This is a genomic window from Streptomyces sp. NBC_00457, assembly GCF_036014015.1.
Classification (GTDB): Bacteria; Actinomycetota; Actinomycetes; order Streptomycetales; family Streptomycetaceae; genus Streptomyces.
Window position 1 is genome coordinate 448,389 of sequence record NZ_CP107905.1, and the last position, 22,782, is coordinate 471,170.

The 22,782-nt window shown below is 72.5% G+C and carries 19 protein-coding genes; 7 read left to right on the plus strand and 12 right to left on the minus strand.

Annotated features, from left to right (window positions below; genetic code table 11):
• Nucleotides 1-9 precede the first annotated feature (9 nt).
• Nucleotides 10-630, plus strand: a complete 621-nt coding sequence (locus OG828_RS02145) for a response regulator transcription factor (protein WP_328349533.1) — start codon at nucleotides 10-12, stop codon at nucleotides 628-630.
• A gap of 28 nt (nucleotides 631-658) precedes the next feature.
• On the opposite strand, the gene OG828_RS02150 is transcribed toward OG828_RS02145, so the two are convergent.
• From OG828_RS02150 to OG828_RS02205, 12 genes are all read right to left on the minus strand, one after another.
• Nucleotides 659-1,321: a CoA transferase gene (locus OG828_RS02150; protein ID WP_328499903.1), complete on the minus strand. Its 663-nt coding sequence runs from the start codon at nucleotides 1,319-1,321 to the stop codon at nucleotides 659-661.
• Nucleotides 1,322-1,324: 3 nt separating this feature from the next.
• Nucleotides 1,325-2,098, minus strand: a complete 774-nt coding sequence (locus OG828_RS02155; RefSeq protein ID WP_328499904.1) for an SDR family oxidoreductase — start codon at nucleotides 2,096-2,098, stop codon at nucleotides 1,325-1,327.
• Nucleotides 2,095-3,753, minus strand: coding sequence for an SDR family oxidoreductase (locus OG828_RS02160; protein WP_328499905.1), 1,659 nt, complete (start codon nucleotides 3,751-3,753; stop codon nucleotides 2,095-2,097). Before OG828_RS02160 ends, OG828_RS02155 begins: the two co-directional genes overlap by 4 nt.
• The gene (locus OG828_RS02165; RefSeq protein ID WP_328499906.1) at nucleotides 3,750-5,009 is read right to left on the minus strand and encodes a beta-ketoacyl synthase N-terminal-like domain-containing protein; all 1,260 of its coding nucleotides are present in this window, start codon (nucleotides 5,007-5,009) and stop codon (nucleotides 3,750-3,752) included. The genes OG828_RS02160 and OG828_RS02165 overlap by 4 nt, the downstream gene beginning before the upstream one ends.
• Complete coding sequence (locus OG828_RS02170; RefSeq protein WP_328499907.1) at nucleotides 4,999-6,369, minus strand: beta-ketoacyl synthase N-terminal-like domain-containing protein; 1,371 nt, start codon at nucleotides 6,367-6,369, stop codon at nucleotides 4,999-5,001. The genes OG828_RS02165 and OG828_RS02170 overlap by 11 nt, the downstream gene beginning before the upstream one ends.
• A gap of 49 nt (nucleotides 6,370-6,418) precedes the next feature.
• Nucleotides 6,419-7,426 carry a ketoacyl-ACP synthase III gene (locus OG828_RS02175; protein ID WP_328499908.1) on the minus strand — a complete coding sequence of 336 codons (1,008 nt, stop codon included), beginning with the start codon at nucleotides 7,424-7,426 and terminating at the stop codon, nucleotides 6,419-6,421.
• Entirely contained in the window at nucleotides 7,423-9,027 is a 1,605-nt protein-coding gene (locus tag OG828_RS02180) for an AMP-binding protein (protein WP_328499909.1), read from the minus strand. Before OG828_RS02180 ends, OG828_RS02175 begins: the two co-directional genes overlap by 4 nt.
• A complete protein-coding gene (locus OG828_RS02185; protein ID WP_328499910.1) occupies nucleotides 9,024-10,703 on the minus strand; it encodes a CocE/NonD family hydrolase in 1,680 nt (559 codons plus the stop codon). The genes OG828_RS02180 and OG828_RS02185 overlap by 4 nt, the downstream gene beginning before the upstream one ends.
• Nucleotides 10,704-10,861: 158 nt before the next feature.
• Nucleotides 10,862-11,653: an SDR family NAD(P)-dependent oxidoreductase gene (locus OG828_RS02190; RefSeq protein ID WP_328499911.1), complete on the minus strand. Its 792-nt coding sequence runs from the start codon at nucleotides 11,651-11,653 to the stop codon at nucleotides 10,862-10,864.
• On the minus strand, nucleotides 11,653-12,660 hold the full coding sequence (locus OG828_RS02195; protein ID WP_328499912.1) for a ketoacyl-ACP synthase III: 1,008 nt from the start codon (nucleotides 12,658-12,660) through the stop codon (nucleotides 11,653-11,655). Before OG828_RS02195 ends, OG828_RS02190 begins: the two co-directional genes overlap by 1 nt.
• On the minus strand, nucleotides 12,657-14,339 hold the full coding sequence (locus OG828_RS02200; RefSeq protein ID WP_328499913.1) for a CoA-transferase: 1,683 nt from the start codon (nucleotides 14,337-14,339) through the stop codon (nucleotides 12,657-12,659). The genes OG828_RS02195 and OG828_RS02200 overlap by 4 nt, the downstream gene beginning before the upstream one ends.
• Nucleotides 14,336-15,628: a beta-ketoacyl-[acyl-carrier-protein] synthase family protein gene (locus OG828_RS02205; protein WP_328499914.1), complete on the minus strand. Its 1,293-nt coding sequence runs from the start codon at nucleotides 15,626-15,628 to the stop codon at nucleotides 14,336-14,338. Before OG828_RS02205 ends, OG828_RS02200 begins: the two co-directional genes overlap by 4 nt.
• Nucleotides 15,629-15,914: 286 nt before the next feature.
• Between OG828_RS02205 and OG828_RS02210 the strand changes: the two genes are divergently transcribed.
• Genes OG828_RS02210 through OG828_RS02235 form a run of 6 tightly spaced genes read left to right on the plus strand, consistent with a single transcriptional unit; the run spans nucleotide 15,915 to nucleotide 22,764 of the window.
• Nucleotides 15,915-17,102, plus strand: coding sequence for a thiolase family protein (locus OG828_RS02210; protein ID WP_328499915.1), 1,188 nt, complete (start codon nucleotides 15,915-15,917; stop codon nucleotides 17,100-17,102).
• 32 nt (nucleotides 17,103-17,134) lie between these two features.
• Nucleotides 17,135-17,587, plus strand: a complete 453-nt coding sequence (locus OG828_RS02215) for a Zn-ribbon domain-containing OB-fold protein (protein WP_328499916.1) — start codon at nucleotides 17,135-17,137, stop codon at nucleotides 17,585-17,587.
• Nucleotides 17,584-18,708, plus strand: coding sequence for a hypothetical protein (locus OG828_RS02220; RefSeq protein WP_328499917.1), 1,125 nt, complete (start codon nucleotides 17,584-17,586; stop codon nucleotides 18,706-18,708). The genes OG828_RS02215 and OG828_RS02220 overlap by 4 nt, the downstream gene beginning before the upstream one ends.
• Complete coding sequence (locus OG828_RS02225) at nucleotides 18,705-19,442, plus strand: SDR family NAD(P)-dependent oxidoreductase (protein ID WP_328499918.1); 738 nt, start codon at nucleotides 18,705-18,707, stop codon at nucleotides 19,440-19,442. Before OG828_RS02220 ends, OG828_RS02225 begins: the two co-directional genes overlap by 4 nt.
• 20 nt (nucleotides 19,443-19,462) lie before the next feature.
• Nucleotides 19,463-21,061: an AMP-binding protein gene (locus tag OG828_RS02230; protein ID WP_328499919.1), complete on the plus strand. Its 1,599-nt coding sequence runs from the start codon at nucleotides 19,463-19,465 to the stop codon at nucleotides 21,059-21,061.
• A complete protein-coding gene (locus OG828_RS02235; protein ID WP_328499920.1) occupies nucleotides 21,058-22,764 on the plus strand; it encodes a CocE/NonD family hydrolase in 1,707 nt (568 codons plus the stop codon). Before OG828_RS02230 ends, OG828_RS02235 begins: the two co-directional genes overlap by 4 nt.
• Nucleotides 22,765-22,782 lie beyond the last annotated feature (18 nt).

Genomic DNA, 22,782 nt, shown 5'->3' on the forward strand with positions numbered 1-22,782 from the left:
AATTCCAGCATGGGCGTGATGATCGTTGACAGCCACCCTTCCATGCGTCTGGCACTCAGCACACTGGTCGAATCCCATCTCCGCATGCCCGTCGTCTGTTCAGCGGCGACCGCGGAGCAGGCCTACGCCGCGCTGCTGAGTCAGCGTCCCAGCATCGTCGTGACAGAGCTGGAGCTCGGCGCCGCCCACGAGGGTGCGGCGCTGTGCCGACGCGCGAGGTCACTACCGCTGCGGCCGCGCGTCATGGTCTTCTCCGGCAGCAGCTCTCCCGACCAGGTCGCGGCTGCCCTGACCTCCGGCGCGGACAGCTTCGTCCACAAGAGCGCCTCCGTCACCGAGCTGGTCGACGCGATCCGGCAGACCGCCTGCGGCCGGCGCGTCTGGCTCCTCGGCGACACGGGCAGGCGACAGGAGTCGGACCGCCGCCGCATTTCTCCGCTCACGCCACTGACCGAGCGGGAGGAACAGATTCTCGCACTCCTGCTGCGCCGCTATACGAATGACGAGATCGCGCGCGAGCTGACCCTGGCCGGACAGACCGTCAAAAACCATGTGAGCAATATTCTGCACAAGGTCGGAATCCGCAACCGCAGGGAACTTTTCCTCGACCAGTCGGCGTTGTCCGCGTGAACGCGTGCGGGTGAGCCCCGGACCGTCGTCATTCGACGGGCGGGACGGGGCTGACGCAGCCATCGGTGCCGTCGAACACCTCACACCATTCCCGTCTCGTCCGCGTGCGAAAGACGCCGGCAAAGAGGCGTCTCAGCTCCGCCCAGACCGAGGGGTCCCGGTGATCGGGCACCATCTCCCAGACGCCCAGCAGCCGGACGAGCTCCCGGTAGCCGTCCGGTTCCAGGGCGCGGACTGCCATCCGGTGACCGTCGGCGGTGCGATAGACGGCGTAGAACGGGCAGCCCACGAGGGTGTCGTCGACGATCCCGCCCTCCCCGGTGCGCGCCGCCTGTGCCAGTGCCGCCAGCACGGCCACCGCCAGGTGCAGCGCGGCTGCCGGATCGTCGGCGCCGCCTGCCATGATCGTACGTCCGTAGACGAGCCGCGGATTGCGGGCCAGGCACCGTTCGGGGCCGGGCCCCCGGGCGTCGGCCGATGACTCCACCACGACGTCGGCGCCGACGGCGAGTTCGAGCACCGCCTCGGCGTCCGCGGACCGGTCGACGCGTACGATCTCGGCGCCGAGGCCGGCGAGCAGCACCCCGCAGAGAGATGCGTCGCCCGGTGGTACCAGCTCGACGACCCGCAGTCCTTTGAGTGGAGTCGTCGTGAGGTCCGGAAGACGGGCGCCGCCTTGGAGAGCGGACATGTCTCACCCCTCCCGGTCACCGGTCAGCCGGGTGATCGACGCACGGGTGCCGGCCCGGCTGGTCGTAGGACTCACGTGGAGCACCGGGCCCACGCTCACCCGTGGCGGCCGGGTCACCGCCCACAGCACGGTCTCCGCCACGTCCTCGGGGGTGAGCAACTCCTCTGCGCCGACGCCCAGTTCGTCGGGATCGGCCGACAGCTCCGTACGCACCCAGCCGGGGCAGATCGCCACGGCTCGCACGCCGTGGTCCCGGTTCTCCAGCGCCACCAGCTCGCTGAGCACGTTGAGGCCCTGCTTGCTGACGGCGTAGCCCGCGGTGTGGCTGAGCGTCTCGCGGGTGATGGAGGAGCCGATGTGCACGATCGTGCCTCCGCCGTTCTTGCGCATGTACGGCAGGGCCGCGTGGCACAGCAGATACGGCACGGTGAGGTTGAGGCGGATCATCAACTCCCAGTGTCTGGGCGGGAGTTCGTGGACCTGTGCGAGCCGCACCACGCCGGCGCAGTGCACCAGCGCCGTGGGGGTACCGAACAGTTCCACGGTCTGCGCGACCACCCGCTCCGGCTCGCCCTCGGCGGCCAGGTCGGCGGCGAGGACACTCGCCCGTCCGCCGCGCGAGTGCACCTCCTCGGCCACCCGGGACAGCGGCTCGATGCGCCGTGCGACCAGGACGACGTGAGCCCCGGCATCGGCCAGCGCCCGGGCTACGGCCGCTCCGATGCCCGACGAGGCGCCGGTCACCACCGCCACTCCGGAGAACCCGACGGTGCTCATGCCAGGCCCCCGTTCCCGGCCAGCGGTGGCAGTCCGCCCAGGGCGAGGCCGCCGTCGACATGCAGGACGGCACCCGTCACGTACGCGGACGCGTCCGACGCCAGATAGGCCACGAGCGGCGCCACATCGCCCGGCAGACCCGCCCTGCCCTGGGGGATCCTGGCGAGCCATGCGTCCTGGAACCCTTCGTGCGCCGACGCGTCGGCCATCGGGGTGGAGATCAGGCCGGGCTGCACGCAGTTGGCCCGGATCCGGTGGCGTCCTCCGGAGACGGCGAGGCTCCGGGTGTGCTGGATCAGGGCGGCCTTGCTCGCGGCGTAGCTCTCCAGCCCGGGCACGAAGCCCGCCCCGGCGGAGCCGATCGCGACGACGGCGCCGCCGCGCCGGTCATGTGCCCAGCGTCGTACCAGCGCGTCGGCGAGGGTGACGTATCCCCGGTAGTTGACGTCCAACGTGCGTTCCCGCAGGGCGGGTTGGTCCTCCGGGGCCTCCGGTTCGCACAGTCCGGTCGCGTACACCAGGGCATCGATCCGCGCCGCGGACCACAGCCGCTCCACCAGCGGCTCGAGCGCGTCGAGTTGTTGCACGTCCTGGCGCACGGCCTCGGCACGACGGCCCAGGGCGCTGATTTCGTGAGCCACGGCGAGGATTTCGCGCTCGCGCCGCGCCACGACCGTGACGTCGGCCCCCCGCCGCGCCAGCTCCAGCGCCGCCTCCCGTCCGATGCCGCTGCTCCCGCCGACGACCAGGCAGTGCCGTCCGCGCAGGTCGAACAGGTCGGCTCCGCCCCGGGATTGATCGAAGGGTTCCGTGCTGTCGGTGCGTGCGCGGGACGGGCGCAGGGGCGGAACCATCGTCAGTCCCATGCCGCCGTCGACCGGGATCGTCTCGGCCACCGTGTAGGTGCAGCCATCCGACGCCAGATGCAGGACGGCGGCGGCCAGGTCCGCGGGCTGGGCGACGCGGCGCAGGGGCAGGTGGCGCAGGACTGCGGCGGTGCGGTGCGCGCCGGGCCGGTGCGAGAGGCAGGGAGCGACACCGACGCGGATCTGGTTGGCGAGGACGCCGCGGCAGGACAGGCGGGCCGCGAGCTGCCGCCACCAGGCCAGGTCGGCTGCCCGCGCCGCCGCCTCGTCGGCCGGGACGCCGGTGTGCAGTCCGCCCGCCCCGTCCAGGACGAGGATCATCCGGCCCGATCCACGGTCCGCCATGGCCGCGGCGATCCGTGAGAGGGTCCTGCGCGGCAGGGGCGCGGACGGGGTGGCGCTGTCGAGGACGGCGGTGCCGGTGAGCAGGGCGCAGCAGATGTCGGGGACCGCCACGTCCTGCCCACCGGTGTCGTCGACCAGTGCCCCGGCAGGCAACGTTTGCCCGTCAAGGAGCGGCGTCCGGTGCGTGCTCTCGGCGTGCCGGCCGGAAGGCCCCGTCGATGGACCGGATGTACTTGGGCTTCCGGCCGGTGCGGCGAGTGGGGGCACCCCCGGCCGAAGGCTGGGGGAGCGTGCCGGGCGTCGCGACGGGGCGAACGTTGCCTGTTGGGGCACCAGCTTCACGCCGACGCTTTCGAAGGCCTCGCGGAGGACGTCGTACGCCGTCCCGCGTGGGCCCAGGACGAGCGCGGTGGAACCGTGGATCGGCAGCGGGTCCTTGGTCATCGTTCCTCCAGGTGCTCGATCAGCAGGGACGTGGCGTCTCCCCCGCCGCCCGCCACCATCACGAGGGCGTGCCGCCCGGTCAGCGGGGCGCGGTCGCGCTGGACCGGGGTCGCGTCGAGCCGTGCGTAGGGAGTGCGGCAGCCGGTCACGGGGGCGACGGTGCCGTGGTGGAACATGAGGGCCGAGGCGACGAACTTCATCAGCCCGACGAAGCCGAAGACGTGCCCGAAGGCGGCCTCCTGGTTGGTCAGCAGCAGCGGGCCGTCGTAGTCCATCGCTTTGCGCAGGCCGTCGAGGGCCTCGCAGAAGAGGTTCTCCACGTGGCGTGAGCCGTCGGCGAAGCTGTTGACGAAGGCCAGCCGGTCCATGCCGATGCCGGCGGCGGTGAGCAGGGCGTGTCCGTCCCGGGCGAAGTTGTCGGGTGGTCCGGAGATCATCGGGTTGGTGCCGTTGCTGCGCGAGGAGCGGAACGCGAGGCGCAGCGGGATCCCGGCCGTACGACCGGATTCCAGTACGACGGCCAGGGCGCCCTCGCCGGGGGCGTTGCCGTCCTGCTCCTCGTCGTGCGGACGTACGGACCGCGGGTCCGGTGACCAGGTGGAGATGCGGAAGCCGCGGCTGCGGCTCTCGTGCGTGGTGCTGGAGACGCAGACCGGGTCGAGGGTGGCGTCCGCTCCGACGACGATCGCCCGGTCCACGGTGCCGTCGCGGAGCAGGGCGGCGACCACTTCCAGGGCCCGCAGGGAGCAGTTGCAGGCGCCGGAGACGGTCAGGGTCTGCGGGCCGATGCCGAGGACGGAGCAGATGCCGCTGGTGACGCTTCCGGGGGTGCCGGTGAGCCAGTACTCCATGCCGAGCGCGTCCGGGCCGCCCCGCTCGTACAGCGTGAAGTAGCGGCGTGCCTCCTGGAAGGCGAACTGCAGGGAGGCGACGACGAGGACGGTACGGCCGTCGTCGATGTCCTGGGCCGTCAGCCCGGCGTCGGCGAGCGCGTTCTTGACGGCGCCGGTGGCCAGCGCGGTGACGCGGGCCATCCGGTCGCCGACCCGCTGGGGCACGCCGAGTGCCGTCACCGGATCCCAGCCGGTGACCTGGCCCGCGATGCGCAGCGGGAGGTCGTCGAGGGCGAAGGGGGTCAGGCAGGTGGCGCCGGTGCGGATGATGTCCCACAAGGCCGGGACGTCGGTGCAGGGCCGTCCGTCGGGGCCGGGCAGGACGGCACCGATGCCGGTCAGGGTCAGCGGCTCAGTGCTCATCGTCACCCGCCGGGTGTCCGTACTCCGCGGCGCAGGGTTCCGGCGCCGCGAGCAGCAGCGCGCCGGCGGCGCCCATCTGGTAGTTGAAGCTCAGGGCCAGGTCGAAGGAGAGCGGCCGGGCCTCGCCGGTGACGACCGTGCAGGGGGCCTCGGGGACGACCTTCTCGCAGTTCGCGGTGGGGCAGACCTGTCCGTTGCGCATCATCAGCAGGGTGGCGGCGGCGCCGATGACGCCGAGCGGTGCGCCGTTGTGCCCGAAGCACGCCTCGTGGTTGGTCAGCAGCGGTCCGTCGGCGGGGTCCGGGCCGTAGAGGGCGCGCAGGGCGCTGAACTCCATGAGGTGGAAGAGCGGGTCGCCCTCGGCGCCGCCGTTGACGACGGGGACGGCGGCGGGGTCGATCCGCTCGTGGCTGTCCGTGGCGCGCAGGGCGCTGCGCACCGCGCGGACGAGGGCGGCGCCGTCCTCGTCGGGGGTGAGTGCGCTGCCGGTGGCGGCACGCCGGACGGCCTGGCCGAGGATCCGCCCGTAGGGCCGGCGGTCGCGGCGTTCGGCGTGCTCGCGGCTTTCGAGGATCAGGGTGGCCGCGCCCTCGCCGAGGTTGAAGCCCTCGGCGCGTTCGTCGTAGGGGCGCATCGGCCGGTCGTAGCGCAGCCGGGTGGTCGGGGCCGAGTAGGAGGAGGTGCGGCCGGTCCCCTCGGAAGCCCGGCCCAGTTCCTCGAAGTGGTCGATGTAGTCGAGGCTGTACGCGTCGACGCCGGTGACCACGGCGAGGTCCACCTCGCCGGAGGCGATCTGCTGGGCGGCGACGCCGAGCAGCGCGTTGGTGGAGGCGCAGCCGCAGGACAGGGAGTAGCTGGGGCCGCCGCTGCGCAGCAGGGCGGCCTGCACCGAGGCCACGTCGGTCGCGGTGACGGACAGCAGGATGCGCATCAGCAGTGCGCGGGCCTCGGCGGGACCGGTCCGTGAGGGCTCGGCGGTCACGCCCGCCATGTACGTCTCCAGGACCGTGTCGAACCCGGCCCGCCCGGTGAGGACCGCGGCCTCGGCGAGGTCGTTGCCGCGCCAGTTCAGACCGGCGTCCTCACAGGCCTCGACCAGGGCGACGAGGCCGTAGCGGTGGACGTCGTTGTAGTGGGCCCGGAAGCGTTCGTCGAGTTCGGGGACCGCCGCCGCGAACTCCTCCTCGGCCAGGTGGACCCGGCCGTAGAACAGGCCGTCGTTGTCCAGGTGGGAGGCCGCGCGGGACACCGTACGCCACAGGTCGCCGCCGGTCCGGCAGACCGTGCGGTGGGGTCCGGGCAGGCAGAACCCCATGCCGGTCACCAGCACATCGCGCCATCCGGCCGTCACACTCACCACGTCAACTCGCTTCCGTTCAAGGGACATTGATGACCTGGGCAGTCCGAGCTCACAGCCGGAACAGCAGCCCGCCCTCGTAGAACCCGGAGCCGATCGCCGGGGTGAGGTACAGCTGGCCCGGACGGGTGCGGCCGCTGTCGATCAGCTCGGACAGGGCGATGGGGATGGAGGCGCTGGAGGTGTTGCCGCGCGTCTCCATCGTGACCACGAAGCGGTCGGGGTCGATGCCGGCCTTCTCCTGGACGGCGGTGTGCAGCGGGTCGGTGCCGGGGTGGATCAGCACCCAGTCGATGTCCTCGATCTCCAGGCCGTTGCGTTCCAGGAGGAGTTCGATGGCCCGCAGATTGCCCTCGATGGCCCGCTCGATGAGGTCGGGGGTGCTGGTGAGCCAGCCATTGGGGCGGCGGGCGTGGATGACGCGCGCGTCCTCGCCGTCACTGAACAGCACGGAGTCGATCAGCCGTGGGGCGGTCGGCGCGAGGCCGTCGGTGCGTTCCAGGACGACGGCTCCCGCCGCGTCGCCCGCGACCAGCTCGCCCTTGCTGCCGGGCCGGGTGCCGCGCGAGAGCTGCTCGGAGCTGACGACGACGGCGGTGCGCCAGGGGCCGGGCGAGGACAGCATCGCGGCGGCGGACTGCACCCCGTGCACGAATCCGGCGCAGGCCCCGCACAGGTCGAAGCCGAGGGCGCGGCGGGCGCCGAGCTCGTGCGCCACTGTGGGGCCGTACTCGGGGATGAACTGCCGGTCGGTCCAGTTGGTGACGATGACCAGGTCGACCTCGCGCGCGGTGCGGCCGGCCTCGCGCAGGGCGTGCTCGGCCGCGCGGACGGCCATGTAGTCGATGGTCTCCGCCTCGTCGGCGACGTGCCGCGACTTGACGTTCAGCCGGCCGATCACGGCCTGGTCGATCGCGTTGAACCGCTCCTCGGCGCCGACGGCGTCCGGCGTGTTGTGCACGACGCGTTCGGGGAAGTAGTGCCCGACGCCGGTGATGCGGATTCCGGCCCCCGCCCAGGTTCCTCCGCTGCGGATGGGTCCAACTGCCGTGTCGGTCATGGGTGTTCGGTGTCCTCTCGGTGGATGGTGACCGGGTCGCGGCGGACGGTGTGGCCGGCCGTCTCGCGGTCCCAGGTGTCGGCGGTGACGCCCGCGTCGCGCAGCAGGTCCTTGCGGACCTTGCCGGTGGGTGTGACCGGCAGTTCGGGCTGAGTGCGGATGTAGCGGGGAAGCATGAAGTGGGCCATGCGCGGGCGCAGGAAGCGCAGCAGCGCTGCGGGGTCGAAGTGCTCACCGGGTACGGGGCTGACGACCGCGAGGACTTCCTGTTCGCCGTGCTCGCCGGGAACTCCCACGGCCGCGGCGTCGCGGACGGCCGGGTGGGCGCGCAGTTCCTCCTCGACCTCGAAGGAGGAGATGTTCTCGCCGCGTCTGCGGATGGCGTCCTTGATCCGGTCGACGAAGTACAGCTCACCGTCGGCCTCCTGACGGAAGGCGTCGCCGGTGTGGAACCAGCCGTTGCGCCAGGCGGCCGCGGTCGCCTGCGGCATGCCGTGATAGCCGTGGCTGAACGCCCAGGGCACCTCCGCCCGCAGCACCAGTTCGCCGACGCTGCCGCGCGGGACTTCTCGGTCGTACGAGTCGACGACGCGTGCCTCGATGCCGGGGCGCGGCCTGCCGCAGCTGCCGGGCCGGGTGGGCCGGGGGCCCGACATGACCGGACAGGACGTCTCGGTCATGTTGAACAGCGTGCGCACCTCGACGCCGAACCGGGAACCGAAGGCGAGGGCCGTCTCCGTGAAGGGGATGACGTAGGCCGTGCGCAGCGGATGCCGGGTGTCCTCGGGGGTGGGCGGCTGCTCGGTGAGGAAGGCCGCCATGGCGCCGAGGAGGGTGCAGGCGGTCGCGCCGAGGCCGCGGACCTGCTTCCAGAAGGCCTCGGTGCGGAAGTGCGACGCGACGGCGACCGATCCGCCCAGGCCCAGCATGCCCAGGACGCCGAGGACGCCTCCGGCGTGGAAGAGCGGCAGGGTGACGAGGTAGCGGTCGTCGCCGGTGAGCCACTGCCCGTAGGCGGCCGTGGCGCTGGTGTGGAGGTGGGCGTGGCTGCACAGCACGCCCTTGGAGTGACCGCTGGTGCCGGAGGTGTGGATGATGGTTTGGGTGTCCCAGGGCTCCAACGGGGCGTCAAGGGCGGTGAGTTGGTCGGCATGGGTGGCCAACGGGTCGCCCGTCCGGCCGTCGACGACCAGCACCCTGAGGTCCGGTCCCAGGTCGAGGCCGTGCAGGTGCGTCGCGAGGTCCTGGCAAGTGATCAGCAGCCGGGCGTCCAGGCCCCGTACGACCCGCTCCAGCATCCGCCATCGGTAGGCCGTGTTGAGCGGTGCCCACACGCCTCCGGCGGCGACGGTGCCGAACCAGGTCCGCAGCTGGTCGGGGCCGTTGGGCAACCAGCTGATCACCACGTCCCCGCGGCCCACGCCTTCCTGTCGGAGCGCCGCACCCGTCGACCGGGCCTGCCGCCAGGCGTCGGCGTACGTCCATCGCTCGCCGTCCTCGAACAGGGCGAAGAGCCGGTCGGGATGGCGGGTGGCCTGCCGGGCGAGCTGCTCGCTGACGACGCACTCCTCGCGCGCGGGCACGGAGCCGTGCGGGCTCATCCGCCGTCCTCCCCCGGTTGCCGGCGGCCCAGCACGGGCAGTCGGAGCAGCGAGGGCCGGGCCGCGTCGTGGAAGACGGACTGGTGGGCCACCACTCCCTGGGTGTCCTGGCCCGGGCGCCGGCCGGTGTTCATGTTCCGGTCCAGATGCGGGAAGTTGCTGCTGGTGACCAGCAGCCGCAACCGGTGTCCGGCCTCGAACCGCCAGGCGGTGTGCCCGAGGTCGACGGTGCACCGCTCGGGCACCGACGGGGTGAGGGGCTTCTCGCTGTCGAAGCCCTCGCGGTAGCGGGTGCGCAGCGCGCCGTCGCAGACCAGGATCGAACGGCCGTCGGGGAAGACGTCGGTGAGCTTGACGACGATGTCCGTGTCGGGCGCCGTGCTGGCGAAGCAGAGGGAGGCGGTGACGTGCCCGACGGCCTCGATGGCGACGGCGAGTTCGGGTCCGGTGTAGACGACGGTGTCGGCGCGCTCCTCCAGGTGCCGCTGGTTGAGCGGCCCGCCGACGAGTTCCCCGAGGGCCAGGACGCGGCCCCCGTGGGTGGGGGACGGGTCGTCCGGATCGTAGGTGTAGGTGTCGGCGGGCTCGTCGTCCTGCGGCGGATAGAGGGCGAGCCGGCCGCCCTCGCGCAGGTACCACAGTCCGGCGGCCGACTCCTCTGGCGGCCAAGTCCCGGCCGTACGCCATTCGTTGGCGCCCATCATGAAGTAGCTCACGGGCTCGGCCGCGCGCTCGACGCCCTTGAGGTGGGTGTCGAAGAAGTCCAGGACCCGTTCGGCCACCGGGCCGTACTCCCCCGCCGCGGTGAGCCCGAAGTTCAGCTCGCCCTGGTACTGCGGCAGGGTTCCGGAGTGGCCCCAGGGCCCGATGACGAGGCGGTGGCCACCCGGATCGCGGCGGGCCAGCTCGTCGTGGAGGGCGATGCTCGGCCCGTTGTAGATGTCGAACCAGCCGGTGAGCGACAAGGTGGGGACGGTGACGTCCGTGGTGCGGATGTCGGGCCCGTACGTGTGGCCCCGCTCCACCATCGCCCCCAGGGACAGCGGGCTGTCCGGCACGTCCAGGATGCGGCCGAGGGGAAGCCGACGCAGTTGCTCCTGCGGGGAGTTGAGATAACGGAGCAGGGACGAGAAGCCGTGCCCGCGCCCCTTGGCCGTCTGCCGGCGCATCCAGTCGACGGCCATGAAGCCGAGCCATCCGGCGAGGTGGGACAGGCGCACCGCACCGCCGGTGGCCAGCGGGTCGTGCGCGGCCGAGGTGGTCATCGCCGGGGCGATCGCCCGCAGGTGCGGGGGCTTCAGCATCGCCCCGAGCCACTGCACGATGCCGAGGTACGACATCCCGCTCATCCCTACGGCGCCGTCGCACCAGTCCTGGACGGCGACCCACTCGACGGTGTCGTGGGTGTCGCGGGCCTCGGTGGCCCACATCCCGGTGTCCCACTCGCCGTCGGAGGCGAAGCGTCCCCGGGTGTCCTGCACGACGGCCGCGTATCCCGCCCGGACGCAGCGGTCCGGGGGCAGCGGGTCCATCCTGGTCGCCGCCTTGTCGTACGGCGTGCGGTAGACGATCGCGGGGCGGGCCTCGCCCGGCACCCGCCAGACGTCGGCGCGCAGCACGGTACCGTCGCGCATGGGGATCTCGACGTCCTGGTCGACGACAATTCCGCTCGCCAAGGGACACCTCCGTCAAGGGAGTTGGTCGTACGAGGGGAGGGGCGCCGCCCACGCTAGGCAGCGCGGCCGGCGATCACATCGGCCGCCGAGTACCTGCTCGGCGGGCGGGCCGGGACTTCCAGTACTGGTCACCGGCTCAAGGGAATTGCAGGGCCGGTTCAGGGAATGCGGGCCGGGAACCCCCCACCGGCGACCTCGATCACGGTGCCGGTCAGGTACTGGTTGGTCACGGCGTGCAGCACCGTCTCGGCGACCTCGTGCTCGGCGGCGAACCGGCGCAACGGCACCTGTTCGCGCAGCCGCTCCATGTAGCGGGCGTGGGCCGGGTGCCGTGCGCCCTTCTCGCGCAGTGCGGCGCCGTCCACCACACCGGGCGCGACGGCGACGACCCGGATGCCGAACTCGCCCAGTTCGAGCGCCCAGCTGCGGGTCAGCGACACCACGCCGGCCTTGGCGGCCGCGTACGCCGACTGGCCCCAGGAGCCCTGCCAGGTGCAGCTGACGACGGGGACGAGCACGCCGCCGGTGCCCGCCTGCGCCATGGTGAGAGCGGCCTCGCGGCCGGCGAGGAACGTGCCGGTGAGGTTGAGGTCGACCGTGGCGTGCCACTCCTCGATGCCGTGCGCGCTCCAGGCGCCGCCCGCCTCGCGGGGTGGACGCAGCAGTCGCTGGGAGAGGTTGCGGCCCGCGGCCATGACGCACACGTCGAGTTGGCCCCGTTGTGCCAGGTCGGTGAAGAGGCGCCGCACGTCGGCCGGCGCGAGCGTGTCGACCTGTGCCGTCGACAACTCCACGCCCCGCTCGGCGGCTTCCTTGCGGCAGCGCTCCAACTGCTCGGTGTCCCGGGCCGCGACGGTCGTCGGCCATCCCGCGGCGCCGAGCGCGTACGCGATGGCGGCACCGAGGCCCCGGCTGCCGCCGATGACGACGGCCTGTCCCCGCCTCGGCATCACTGCTCCCACGGGCGGGGGCGGCCGTAGCTGAAGAGCATCGCGCCCCAGCTGAAACCGCGCCCGATGGCCATGCTCAGGATGCGGTCGCCGGGCGTGATCGTGCCGTCGTGGACGTACTCCGACAGACAGCTGGGCACGCTGACGCTGGAGGTGTTGCCGCGCCGCTCGATGTTGAGCAGGACGCGTTTGTCGTCGCGGATGCCGAGGGCGTCCTGCACGTCGTGGATCAGGTTGATGTTGCCCTGGTGCGGGATGATCCAGTCGACGTCGTCGAGGTCGGCGTCCGCCTGCCGCAGGACCCGTCGGGTCGCGTCCGCCAGCACGCCGGGCGCGAACTCGCCGACGACCTTTCCCTTCATCACCATCGTGTCGTGCTCGTCGATGTCGAAGGCGTCGTAGTGGGTGGCGTCGGAGTGCAGTGTCACGGCGTGCAGGCCGTCGTCCGCACCGGGGTTCGCCCGCCACACGCCCGCGGCGGCGCCGCCGCCGAACAGGACGGAGTTGCGGTAGGAGAAGTTGAGGATCGGCCGGGGGTTCTCGGCGCAGACGATCAGTACGGTGCGGTGGCCGGTGGCGATGAGGCCGCGGGCGACGGCGGAGGCGTGCAGGAAGCCGGAGCAGGCGACGCCGGTCACGTCCAGGCACATCGCCTTCGGGGCGCCGAGGCGGCGCTGCACCGGCAGGGCGACGTCCATGTAGTTGTTGCCGGGGCTCGTGGGATTGACGCGGGGGCGCGCGGTGGCGCTCGTGCCGAGGATGACGTCGACGTCGCCGGGCTCCAGCTCGGCCTCGGCGAGCGCGCGGCGGGCGGCGCGCTCGGCCATGTCCACGTGCCGTTCGCCCTCGGGCGGCCAGTGCCGGGCGGCGACGCCGGTGTGGCGCAGGATCCACTCCTCGTCCACGCCCAGTTCGGGCCTGCTCGTGAAGTGGTCGTTGCGGACCGGCTCCCCGGGGAAGTCGTGGCCGATCCCGGCGAGTTCGACGGGTGGGCAGAAGACGGTCATCGGTAGATCCCTTCGGGGTCGATCGAGCGCAGGAGGGCCAGTTCGCCGGCGGTCGGGGGCGGTTCGTGCCGCAGCGGGTCGGCAATCCTGACCTGCCATCCGGTGCGGTCCCGCACGGTCTCGGCGGGGCCCGCGGCATCGGTGCTGACGAGGCCGGGCGGAGGTGCCCAGGACGCGAGGCGAAAGGGCTCGCACGTCTTGTCCCGTTCGAAGCAGCCGAACTCGGTCACGACCTGGCTGACGTTGCGGCCGGGGCTGGTGACGAAGCCGACCGTCTCGGGGCAGCGGCGCGGTGATGCGGCCGTCACCACGATCGTCTCCACATGGCTGGCCACGTCGTTGGCGCCGCCGGAGCCGACCAGGAAGCCGCCGCCGGGCGTACGGCTGGTGTTGATACGGCCCTGCTGATCGATCTGCGCGGCGGACAGGACGCCCAGGGTGCGGTCGGCGCCGCCCGCGACGAGGCCGCCGAGCACCTCCCACGTCCCGGCGTGCTGACGGCATCCCTGCACATGCCGTTGGGAGAACAGGAACGTGTCTCCGGCCTGCGGCAGGAAGTCGATCATGCCGAGTTCGTTGACGACCTGGACGTGGACGCCCTCCTCCCGCAGCAGGCTTGCGGCCAGCCAACTGGCCAGGTGGGCCGTGCCGATGCCGGCGAGGACGGTGCCGTACCCCCGTGTTCGCAGGGTGCGGGCGATGGTGCGGGCGGCCAGCACCAGGTGGTGTTCGCGGTCGGTCGGTGGCGCGGAGCGGGCGATGACGTCGGGCACCGCCGCGGTGACCGGCGCGTCCGGGTGGAGGCCGGCCAGCCGCGTCTCCCCCAGGCGGGCCAGGTATCCCTGGTGTCCGCCCGTTCCCGTGACCCACCGCTCGAACCACTCCTCGGTGAGCGCGGGATCGGCACACGCCTGCGCCAGGTCCTCCAGGAACAGGTAGTCGTCGAGGTAGCCCTCCACTCCGGCGTCCGCCAGCGGTGTGAGGCCCTGCGGGTGGGCGCCGTACGGGCAGGGGGCGAGGCCCAGCACCCGCTCGGCCGGGATCTGGCAGGCCGCGCCCGCGGGTGGGTCCGCGCGCACCGTCTCCACCGTGGCGAGGACACCGTGCTCGGCCGCCAGCGCGCCCCACCAGCCCTCCGCGACGGGACCGGAGAGATACAGGTTGCCCCGCTCGTCCGCACACTGGGCGTGCAGCAGCGTCACATCCGGGCGGAGCGCGGGCACCAGCACGGCCTCCCCTGCCTCGTGCCGCAGGGCGTCCAACTGCCGATGCCCCTGCGGCAGATCGGAGCCGGACAGCGAGGTGCTGACCGCGAACGGGGCGCCCGTGGCTCCCGCCATCAGCCGTTGCAGCAGGGAGAGCAGGCTCCACTCCTCGACCGGGAACGGGTCGCCCTCGGGCAGCCTCGCGTAGAGCCGGTTGGGACGGGACGTCGGGAAGGTGTCGCCCGCGAAGCCGATCACTGCGTGCTCGACCACTCCCGCCATGGTCAGCGCGTGCACCCCCGCGTGCAGGGCGTTGACGCTGATCCGGAACCGGCCCGTGCCCCGGAAGACCCGGGCGAGCGCCAGCACCAGGGCGTTGGGGCGGGACATGGTCGAGGCGATGTGCACCCGCATGCCCGGCGCCAGGAACCGCCTGCACAGCTCGTCGGGATCGGCGGCCACCACCGGGCTCATCCGGCGGCCTCCATGATCAGCGCGGAGCTCTGGCTGCCGATGGCGAAGGCCAGGGACATCGCCATGCGCACCTCGCCGGGGCGGGCGCCTTCGGTGACGTGGTCGTGGTCGCACTCGGGCTCCACGGTCTCGCAGTTGATCGTCGGCGCCAGGCACTGGTGTTTGAGCATCAGGGCGAGCGCGGCGCAGTTCACCAGGCCCGCCGCGCCGAGCAGATGGCCGTAGACCGGTTTGACGGAGCCGAGCGGTGTCCAGTCGCCGCGCCGGGGTCCGAAGAGGTGGCCGAGCGCGCGGCTCTCGGCCAGGTCGTTGTAGCGGGTGGCGGTGCCGTGACCGCAGATGTAGTCCAGTTCCCCCGGCGCGGCGCCCGCCGTCTCGAGGGTGTCGGCCATCAGCCGCGCCGTGCTCTGCCCGCTCAGGTCCATCCGGGTCGCGTGGGCGGCCTCGCTGATGCTGTGGCAGGCCCGCAGCGCGGCGTAGACCGGTGCCTGCCGGGCCTGGGCGTGCTGCCTGCGTTCCAGTACGGCGACCACGGCGCCCTCGCCGAGCGCGAAGCCGTCCCTGCGCAGGTCGTACGGCTTGATCGCCCGCCGGGGTTCGGTGTCCCGGGACAGCACGCTCGTGCCCGACGCCGAGTAGACCTGCAACACCTCGGGGGTGAGCGGGAGTTCGTGGCCGACGACGAACATCACGTCGGCGGCGCCGCGCTGGATCTCGTGGGCTGCCAGGGCCAGCGCCTGATGGCCGCCCACGCAGGCGTTGCTGACGGTGGAGACCAGTGCCTGCGCGCCCAGCCGGATGGCGCTGAGCGACGCGGGTGTCCCGGCGAGTGAGGCGAAGACCGCCTGGGCCGGGGAGACCGGCGGGCGGGCCGGATCCCAGGCCGTGCCCGAGGCGGTCTGGGACCACCACTCGGCCGGTCCGCGGGAGCAGGAGGCGACGACCCCGGTGCGTGGCGGGTCGATCGCTCCGTCGTCCGCCAGGCCGGCGTCCCGCGCGGCGTTCTGCACGGCCGAGAGGACGACGAGGATCTCCCGGCTGTACCGCTTGGCGAAGTTGTCGGGCAGGTCCGGCAGGTAGGGCGTGTGCTCGAAGTCCCCCAGCCGGCCGGCGCTGTGGATGCCGGTGCCGGAGGAGAGGACCGGCGGCAGCGCGCTGAGCTGGGAGTCGCCTTCCCGTAATTGTCGCCAGACCATCTCTGGACTGTCGGCGCCCGGCAGTACGAAGCCGAGACCGGTGATGAGCACGTCCTCGAACGCCGTACCGGTTACGCGGGCCGAATGCGGCATGGGGGCCTCCCTGTCGACAGCGGTTGGTCGCCGGAGCGTGGTGAGTGAGCCGGGAAACGCGCTCCCCATCAGCACATCCCGTCACCGCCCGGGCGGCCAGGCACGACAGGTACCGCCCGGAGGGCCGCGCCGGGACTCGCGGTACCGGCCGGTCGGCCTCCGCGCCCCCGCCCCGGTGCTCCGGCGCCGCCCGCCGGAGAAACCTCGTGCGCACCGCCTTGACAGTCCGTACATCCTCCCGGACATTAATGAACATTCATTAACCCTCGTGAAGCGGGGTCTTCCCATGGATGGAACGGGAGTTGTCATCGCCGGCGCCGCGATCACGCGGCACGGCTTCTTCCCAGCGCGGGACTGGAAGGACCTCGTCGTCGAATCCGCGTTCTCGGCCCTTGAGGACGCACGCCTCGACGCCGGGGACATCACCGACGGCTTTGTGTCGGTCTCGCTGCCGGAGACATTCGAGCAGCAGAACCTCGGTGCCGTCGCCGCCGACGAACTCGGCCTCGCCCCAAGGGCTTTCAGCCAGATCAACGCCGCCTGCGCCGGAGGAACGGTGGCCCTGCGCAGCGCCGTCGCCGCCCTCGCCTCCGGCATGGCGCGGGCCGTGCTGGTCATCGGCGTGGAGAAGGTGTCGGACACGGCATCGACCGCCGACTCGATGCTGCACTTCCCCGACGCCGAGTTCGAGGCGCCGGCGGGCTTCGACTACGTCGACCTCATGGCGCTGATGCAGGACCAGTACATGCGCAAGTACGGCGCCACGCGCGAGGCGATCGCCCAGTGGGTCGTACAGGACCGCTGGTACGCCACGCGCAACCCGAACGCCGTCGACCACGGTCGGCCCGAACTCACCGTGCCGCAGGTCCTCGACAGTCCCATGGTGTCGCGGCCCATCACGCGGGCGGCCTGCGGACGGGCCTGCGACGGTTCCTCGGCGGTCGTCCTGATGCGCCGCGAGGACGCTCCGGGAGCGTGCGAGCCGGTGGAGATCGCGGGCATCGCGCAGGCCACCGGGCCCAACGTCCTGGCCGCGAAGTTCGGCCATCCGGCCTCCGCAGGCGCCGACATCGCCGAGGCGGTGCCGACCGCGGTGGCCGCCAAGGCCGCCTATGCGCAGGCCGGCATCGAGCCGCAGCACATCGGGCTGGCCCAGGTGCACGACTGCTTCAGCGTGATGGGCGCGCTGCACCTGGAGGGGCTGGGGATCTTCCCCACGGGCAAGGCCGCGGCGGCGGTGGCCGACGGGGAGACGGCGCTGGAGGGCCGCTGCCCCGCCAACACCGACGGCGGCCGGATCGGCCTCGGTCATCCCACCGGTGCCACCGGGATCAGCGTCGCCGTGGAGTCGGCACTCCAACTGCGGGGCCGGTGCGGGGAACGCCAGGTGCCGGACGCGGATATCGCGGTCTGCCAGTCCATGGGCGGCTCCAACGCCACCAGCGCCGTCGCCGTGCTGCGGCGCCCGCGCTGAACACCCACGCAGGAAAGGAGGGACAGCGCTCCATGTGGTCCCCCACGGAACCGATCTACCGCATCGCCACCCCGACCCCCGCCAAGGCCTGGCGCTCGCGCGCCGGTCGCTACCGCCTCGTCGGCAACCACTGCACGAGCTGCGGGCTGACGTTCTTCCCCGCACGCCGTGTCTGCCCCGACTGCCGATCGCGCGACCTGCGCGAGAGCGAACTGGCGCCCTTCGGCCGGGTGGTGAGCACGGCGGAGGACCACACCCCGCTGATCGGCCACGCCGGCCGCGCCGCCAGGCCGTTCGCCATCGTGGCCCTGGAGGACGGGCCCCACGTGCTCACCGAACTCGTCGACGTCGACGCCGGTCACGACGGCGATCCCCCGGCGGTGGCCGAAGGGACCGAGGTCGAGCTGGTCGTCCGCAAGTGGCGGCGCGAGGCCTCGGGGCCCTACCAGTACGGCTACAAGTTCCGGCCGCGGAGGGCGCGATGAGCGGCGACTGGCCCCGGCTCACCGGCATCCCCGTGGACGTCACCGACGCCGCCGGGAACACGTTCGGTCCCGCCACGAACGACGTCGGGATCTCCGCGATCGGCACGGCGCTGCCCGCCGGCCGGCTCGCCGTGGAGGAGATCCATGAGGTGTGGCGCAATGTTCCGCTGGACGTGGTGCGGCGCAAGGGCGTCACCCACCGCGCGGTGTGCGACCCCGACGCGGACGCGGTGACGCTGGCGGCCGAGGCCACGGCCATCGCCCTGCGCGAGGCGTCCGCGACACCTCAGGCGGTCTTCTTCGGCTCGCAGACCGGCCCGTACCTCACCAAGGCCAGTGCGGCGCTGCTGGCCGACATGGCCGGGCTGCCGCCCGCGTCGTTCGCCGCCGACGTGCAGTTCTCCGGCAAGTCCGGGACGGCCGCCCTGCTGTGCGCGCTGGCCTGGGTGCGGGCCGGCTTCGCCGAGGCGGCGCTGGCGGTGGGGACGGACACGCTGGGACCGCATGTCGCGCCGGGCGATCCGCAGGAGTACACCGCGGGCTCCGGAGCGGCTGCGCTCCTGGTCACCCGCGACGCCACGCTGGCCACCGTGGACGCGGTCGGATCGGCGGTCTCCGACACCAACGACGGCTTCCGCGCCGACGGCGAGCGGCACATCCGCACCGGTGGGGCGGTGATGACGGCCACCGACATCGGGCTGTACGACCACTGCGTCACCGCCTGGGAACAACTCGGCCCGCCCAGCAAGCCGTTGCGTTTCCTGGCCGGCCCGCAGCCGGACGCCATCACCCCGATCCGGCTGGCCCGCCGCCTCGGGCAGTCCGACCGCTCCGCCCTGCCCTGCGTCGTCGCGCACGGCATCGGCGACACCGGCGCGGCCGCACCTCTGCTGGGACTTGCCCGGGCACTGGAGCTGGCCGTCCCCGGCGACCGGATCGCGGTCCTCGGCTACGGCTGCGGCGCGGGCAGCGACGCCCTGCTGCTGACCGTACGCACCCCGGCCACGCACACCGGACTCGAAGCGGCGCTCACGCGGCGGCGCCCGGTGAACTACGCGACGGCCAGCAGGCACGAGAGGCACTTCCAAGCACTGGAGCGACTCGTGGGGAGCTACGAATGAACGAACTGTTCAAGGGACGCACCGCGCTGGTCACCGGCGGTGGCAGGGGCATCGGCGCGGCGATCGTCACCCGGCTCGCCGAGGAGGGCGCGACGGTCGCCGTCAACGACATCGACGAGGAGGCCGCCGAGCGCATGGCCGCGCAGGTGGGCGGACTCGCCGTACCGGCGAACATCGCCCACGAGGAGCAGGCCCAGGACGTGGTGGACCGCGTCGAGCGGGCCTGGGGCGGACTCGATGTCCTGGTGAACAACGCGGGCATCGGATTCCGCGGAACGCTCGCGGACCACACGCCGAAGATCTGGCACAAGGTGCTGTCCGTCAACCTCCACGCGCCCTTCTTCCTGTCGCGCCGCGCCGCGGCCCTGCTCGCCCAGGCCGACGGCGGCGCGGTGGTCAACCTCTCCTCCGTGGCGATGATCGGCAACGTCGGGCAAGTCGCGTACGACGTGTCCAAGGGCGGGCTCGCCACCCTCACACGGTCACTCGCGGCCGAGCTGGGCCCGGCCGGCGTGCGCGCCAACGCCGTCTGCCCGGGCTTCGTCGACACCCCCATGCTCGCCATGGCCGAGGACCTCGTCCGGATCGGCGAGAAGCACGTACGCACCCAGCCGATCAGCCGTTTCGGCACTCCGCAGGAGGTGGCGGCGGCCGTGGCATGGCTGGCCTCCTCAGAGGCGAGCTACGTGACGGGTCAGTGCCTGTTCGTCGACGGCGGATGGATACGGTCATGACACCGCCGGTGGATACGGTCATGACTCCGCCGGTGCGGATCCTGGCGATGGACGATCCACGGGTGCCGGACGCCGCGTCCTGCACGGTGGCCGGACTGCTCACCGCCCGTGCCCGCGCGCACCCCGACCGGGTGTTCGCCGTCTTCGCCGACGGGGAGAGCTGGACGTACGGCGAAACCCTCCGGCGTTCCCTCGGCGCCGCGGCGGCCCTCGCGGCCTACGGGGTGCGACCGGGTGACCGGGTGCTCTCGTGGCTGCCCAACGGGCCGGACGCGCTGCTGGCCTGGTTCGGCACCAACCTCGCGGGCGCGACCTGCGTGCCCGTCAACACCGCCTACCGGGGCCGGATGCTGGAGCACGTACTGGCCAACTCCGGGGCGGCGCTGGTCGTCGCGCATCGCGAGCTCGCCCCGCGACTGGCGGAGATCGAGCCCGGGGACCGGCGCCCCACGGTCGTCGGCCCCGATGAACTCCACGCCGATCCTGGCGACTTCGAGCCGTATCCAGCGGAGCCGTGGGACACGTTCGGGATCATCTACACGTCAGGCACGACCGGCCCCTCGAAGGGCGTGCTGTGCTCCTACGTCCACCACTACTCCGCGGCCGTCGCCGCCTTCGCCGGCCGGGCCGGGGAGGGGGACCGCTACCTCGTCCAACTGCCGCTGTTCCATGCGGGCGGGACGATCGGGGTCTACGCGATGCTGCTGCTCGGCGGGTCCGTTCTCGTGGTCGACTCCTTCGCCACCGACGCGTTCTGGGACGTCGTCCGCGCCCACCGCGTCACCTGCTGCACCCTGCTCGGTGTCATGGCGTCCTTCCTGCTCAAGCGCGACCCGGCGGAAAGCGATGCCCAACATCCGCTGAAGTGGGTGTGGTTGCTTCCGCTCGGCGACAACAGCGCTGAGCTGTCGCAGCGCTTCGGCATCAAGGTCCACACCCTGTTCAACATGACCGAGACCTCGGTCCCGCTGATCTCCGAGCCGGATCCGAAGGAGAGCGGACTGTGCGGAACGCCGCGCCCCGGCATCGAGATCCGCGTGGTCGACGCGTACGACCGGCAGGTGCCCCCGGGCCACAGCGGTGAGCTCGTGCTGCGCGCCGACCGGCCGTGGTCGCTGTCGCACGGCTACCACGGGATGCCTGAGGCGACGGCGGCGGCCTGGCGCAACGGCTGGTTCCACACCGGGGACGCGGTGCGCCAGGACGGTGCGGGCCGGGTCTTCTTCGTCGACCGCCTCAAGGACGCGATCCGCCGCAGGGGGGAGAACATCTCCTCCTTCGAGGTGGAGTCCGAGGCGATGACCCATCCGGCGGTGCGCGAGTCGGCCGCGGTGGCCGTGCCGAGCGAACACGGCGAGGACGAGGTCCTCCTCGCGGTCGCCCCCGCACCGGGCCGAGCCGTCGACCCGGCCGAGTTGATCGAGTACCTCGTCCCGCGCATGCCCCACTTCATGGTGCCGCGCTATGTCCGCGTCCTGGACGAACTGCCCAAGACGCCCACCGCGAAGGTGCTCAAGCACGCGCTGCGCGCGGAGGGGCTGACGGACGACACCTGGGACCGGCGGCAGGCCGGGATCACGGTCAAGCGTGAGTCCCTCGGGAGGAGCCGACAGCCATGACCACCACGCCCCAGGTGGAGACGATCGAGCGCGATGTGCCCGCCCCCATGCGGGACGGCGTGGTCCTGCGCGCCGACGTGTGGCACCCGCCCGCCGACGGCCTCACCCCCGCACTGCTCTACCGCGGCCCCTACGACAAGCGCCGGATGCCGATGCTGGACGTCCTGCCCGCATCCCTGGCCGTGGAGGCCGGCTACACCGTCGTCCTCCAGGACAGCCGGGGCCGGTTCGCCTCCGACGGCGACTGGCAGCCGGTCATGTGGCGGCAGGAGGCGCTGGACACCCACGACACCGTGGAGTGGATCGCCACCCGGCCGTGGTGCGACGGCAACGTCGGCATGGTGGGGCCCTCCTACCTCGGCATCGTGCAGTGGGTCGGCGCCGCGCTGCGCCCGCCGCACCTGCGCGCCATCGCCCCGGCCATGTGCGCGGTCGGCGACTACGACGCCCGCGCCACCGGCGGAGCACTGCGCCTGGACCAACTGGTCAGCTGGGCCGCGGTGTTGATGGCGCCGGAATGGCTGCGCCGCCGGCTGGCCGACGGCGATCCGCCACCGCGCAAGACGATCGAGGCGATCGCGGACTGCGCCAGGAATCCGCGGCGCGCGATGGAACAGCTCCCCCTCACCGACATTCTCGACCTGGAGGACTTCCCCCCGCTGCTCAGGGACGTCCTCGCGGGCCAGACCGAGATCCCGGACGTCCACGCCGAGGACATCGACATCCCCACGCTCTCCCTCAGCGGCTGGTACGACATCTACGCCACCGCCACCCTCGGCCTGCACCAGGACCTGACCTCCCGCGCGGGCCACCACCACCTGATCATGGGCAGCTGGGCCCACCTGAGCTCACTGCTGCCGATCCAGGGCGAGATGAACTTCGGCCTGGCCTCCTCCGCGCGCTTCGGCGGGCTCGCCGAACAGCACCTGGCGTTCTTCGACCGCTATCTGCGGGGCGCGCAGCGGGAGTTGCCACGGGTGCGGTACTTCCTCATGGGCGCGGGAGAGTGGCGTACGAGCGCCCGGTGGCCGCCGCCGCGCGCGGTGACCCGGCGGTGGTACCTGCGGCAGGGCGGCATCCTGGGCAACGCGCCCGAGCGGCACGAGCCGGCCGCCCACTACCGCTACGATCCGGCCGACCCGGTGCCCAGCCACGGCGGGCGGGTGCTCAACCTGGGCGACCTGGTACCCGGGCCGCTCGCCCAGAACCATCTCGAACACCGCCCGGACGTGCTCAGTTACACCTCCGAGCCGCTGCCCGAGACCCTCGATCTGGCGGGCCCCGTCCGGCTGGTGCTGTCGGTCGAAAGCAGCGCACCCGACACCGACTTCACCGGCAAAATCCTCGACGTCCTCCCCGACGGCCGCGCCCTGCTCGTCGCCGACGGCATCACCCGTGCCCGCTTCCGCGAGGGTCCGGACAGGGAGCGGCCCCTCAAGCCCGGCACGGTCAGCACGCTCCGCCTCGACCTGGGGCACACGGCCTGGCGCCTTACTGCCGGGCACCGCCTGCGGATCCACGTCTCCAGCAGCAACTTCCCCCAGTACGACCGCAACCTCAACACCGGCGGCCCGATCGGCCAGGAGAGCGTCCCGGCCGTGGCCGAACAGACGGTCCACCACAACCCCGAGAACCTCTCCTGGCTCGAACTCACCACGCTCCACGGCACCGACACGACGGCCGAAGGCGAGCAATCCCCATGACCGGCGCACGCCCTGCCA

What these genes read in the sequence shown, in the direction of transcription:
- OG828_RS02200 (WP_328499913.1), bottom strand. Translation starts at nt 14,339, where the DNA reads ATGAGCCCGGTGGTGGCCGCCGATCCCGACGAGCTGTGCAGGCGGTTC.
- OG828_RS02235 (WP_328499920.1), top strand. Translation starts at nt 21,058, where the DNA reads ATGACCACCACGCCCCAGGTGGAGACGATCGAGCGCGATGTGCCCGCC.
- OG828_RS02225 (WP_328499918.1), top strand. Translation starts at nt 18,705, where the DNA reads ATGAACGAACTGTTCAAGGGACGCACCGCGCTGGTCACCGGCGGTGGC.
- OG828_RS02150 (WP_328499903.1), bottom strand. Translation starts at nt 1,321, where the DNA reads ATGTCCGCTCTCCAAGGCGGCGCCCGTCTTCCGGACCTCACGACGACT.
- OG828_RS02145 (WP_328349533.1), top strand. Translation starts at nt 10, where the DNA reads ATGGGCGTGATGATCGTTGACAGCCACCCTTCCATGCGTCTGGCACTC.
- OG828_RS02160 (WP_328499905.1), bottom strand. Translation starts at nt 3,753, where the DNA reads ATGACCAAGGACCCGCTGCCGATCCACGGTTCCACCGCGCTCGTCCTG.
- OG828_RS02175 (WP_328499908.1), bottom strand. Translation starts at nt 7,426, where the DNA reads ATGACCGACACGGCAGTTGGACCCATCCGCAGCGGAGGAACCTGGGCG.
- OG828_RS02165 (WP_328499906.1), bottom strand. Translation starts at nt 5,009, where the DNA reads ATGAGCACTGAGCCGCTGACCCTGACCGGCATCGGTGCCGTCCTGCCC.
- OG828_RS02220 (WP_328499917.1), top strand. Translation starts at nt 17,584, where the DNA reads ATGAGCGGCGACTGGCCCCGGCTCACCGGCATCCCCGTGGACGTCACC.
- OG828_RS02190 (WP_328499911.1), bottom strand. Translation starts at nt 11,653, where the DNA reads ATGCCGAGGCGGGGACAGGCCGTCGTCATCGGCGGCAGCCGGGGCCTC.
- OG828_RS02230 (WP_328499919.1), top strand. Translation starts at nt 19,463, where the DNA reads ATGACTCCGCCGGTGCGGATCCTGGCGATGGACGATCCACGGGTGCCG.
- OG828_RS02155 (WP_328499904.1), bottom strand. Translation starts at nt 2,098, where the DNA reads ATGAGCACCGTCGGGTTCTCCGGAGTGGCGGTGGTGACCGGCGCCTCG.
- OG828_RS02215 (WP_328499916.1), top strand. Translation starts at nt 17,135, where the DNA reads ATGTGGTCCCCCACGGAACCGATCTACCGCATCGCCACCCCGACCCCC.
- OG828_RS02210 (WP_328499915.1), top strand. Translation starts at nt 15,915, where the DNA reads ATGGATGGAACGGGAGTTGTCATCGCCGGCGCCGCGATCACGCGGCAC.
- OG828_RS02195 (WP_328499912.1), bottom strand. Translation starts at nt 12,660, where the DNA reads ATGACCGTCTTCTGCCCACCCGTCGAACTCGCCGGGATCGGCCACGAC.
- OG828_RS02205 (WP_328499914.1), bottom strand. Translation starts at nt 15,628, where the DNA reads ATGCCGCATTCGGCCCGCGTAACCGGTACGGCGTTCGAGGACGTGCTC.
- OG828_RS02180 (WP_328499909.1), bottom strand. Translation starts at nt 9,027, where the DNA reads ATGAGCCCGCACGGCTCCGTGCCCGCGCGCGAGGAGTGCGTCGTCAGC.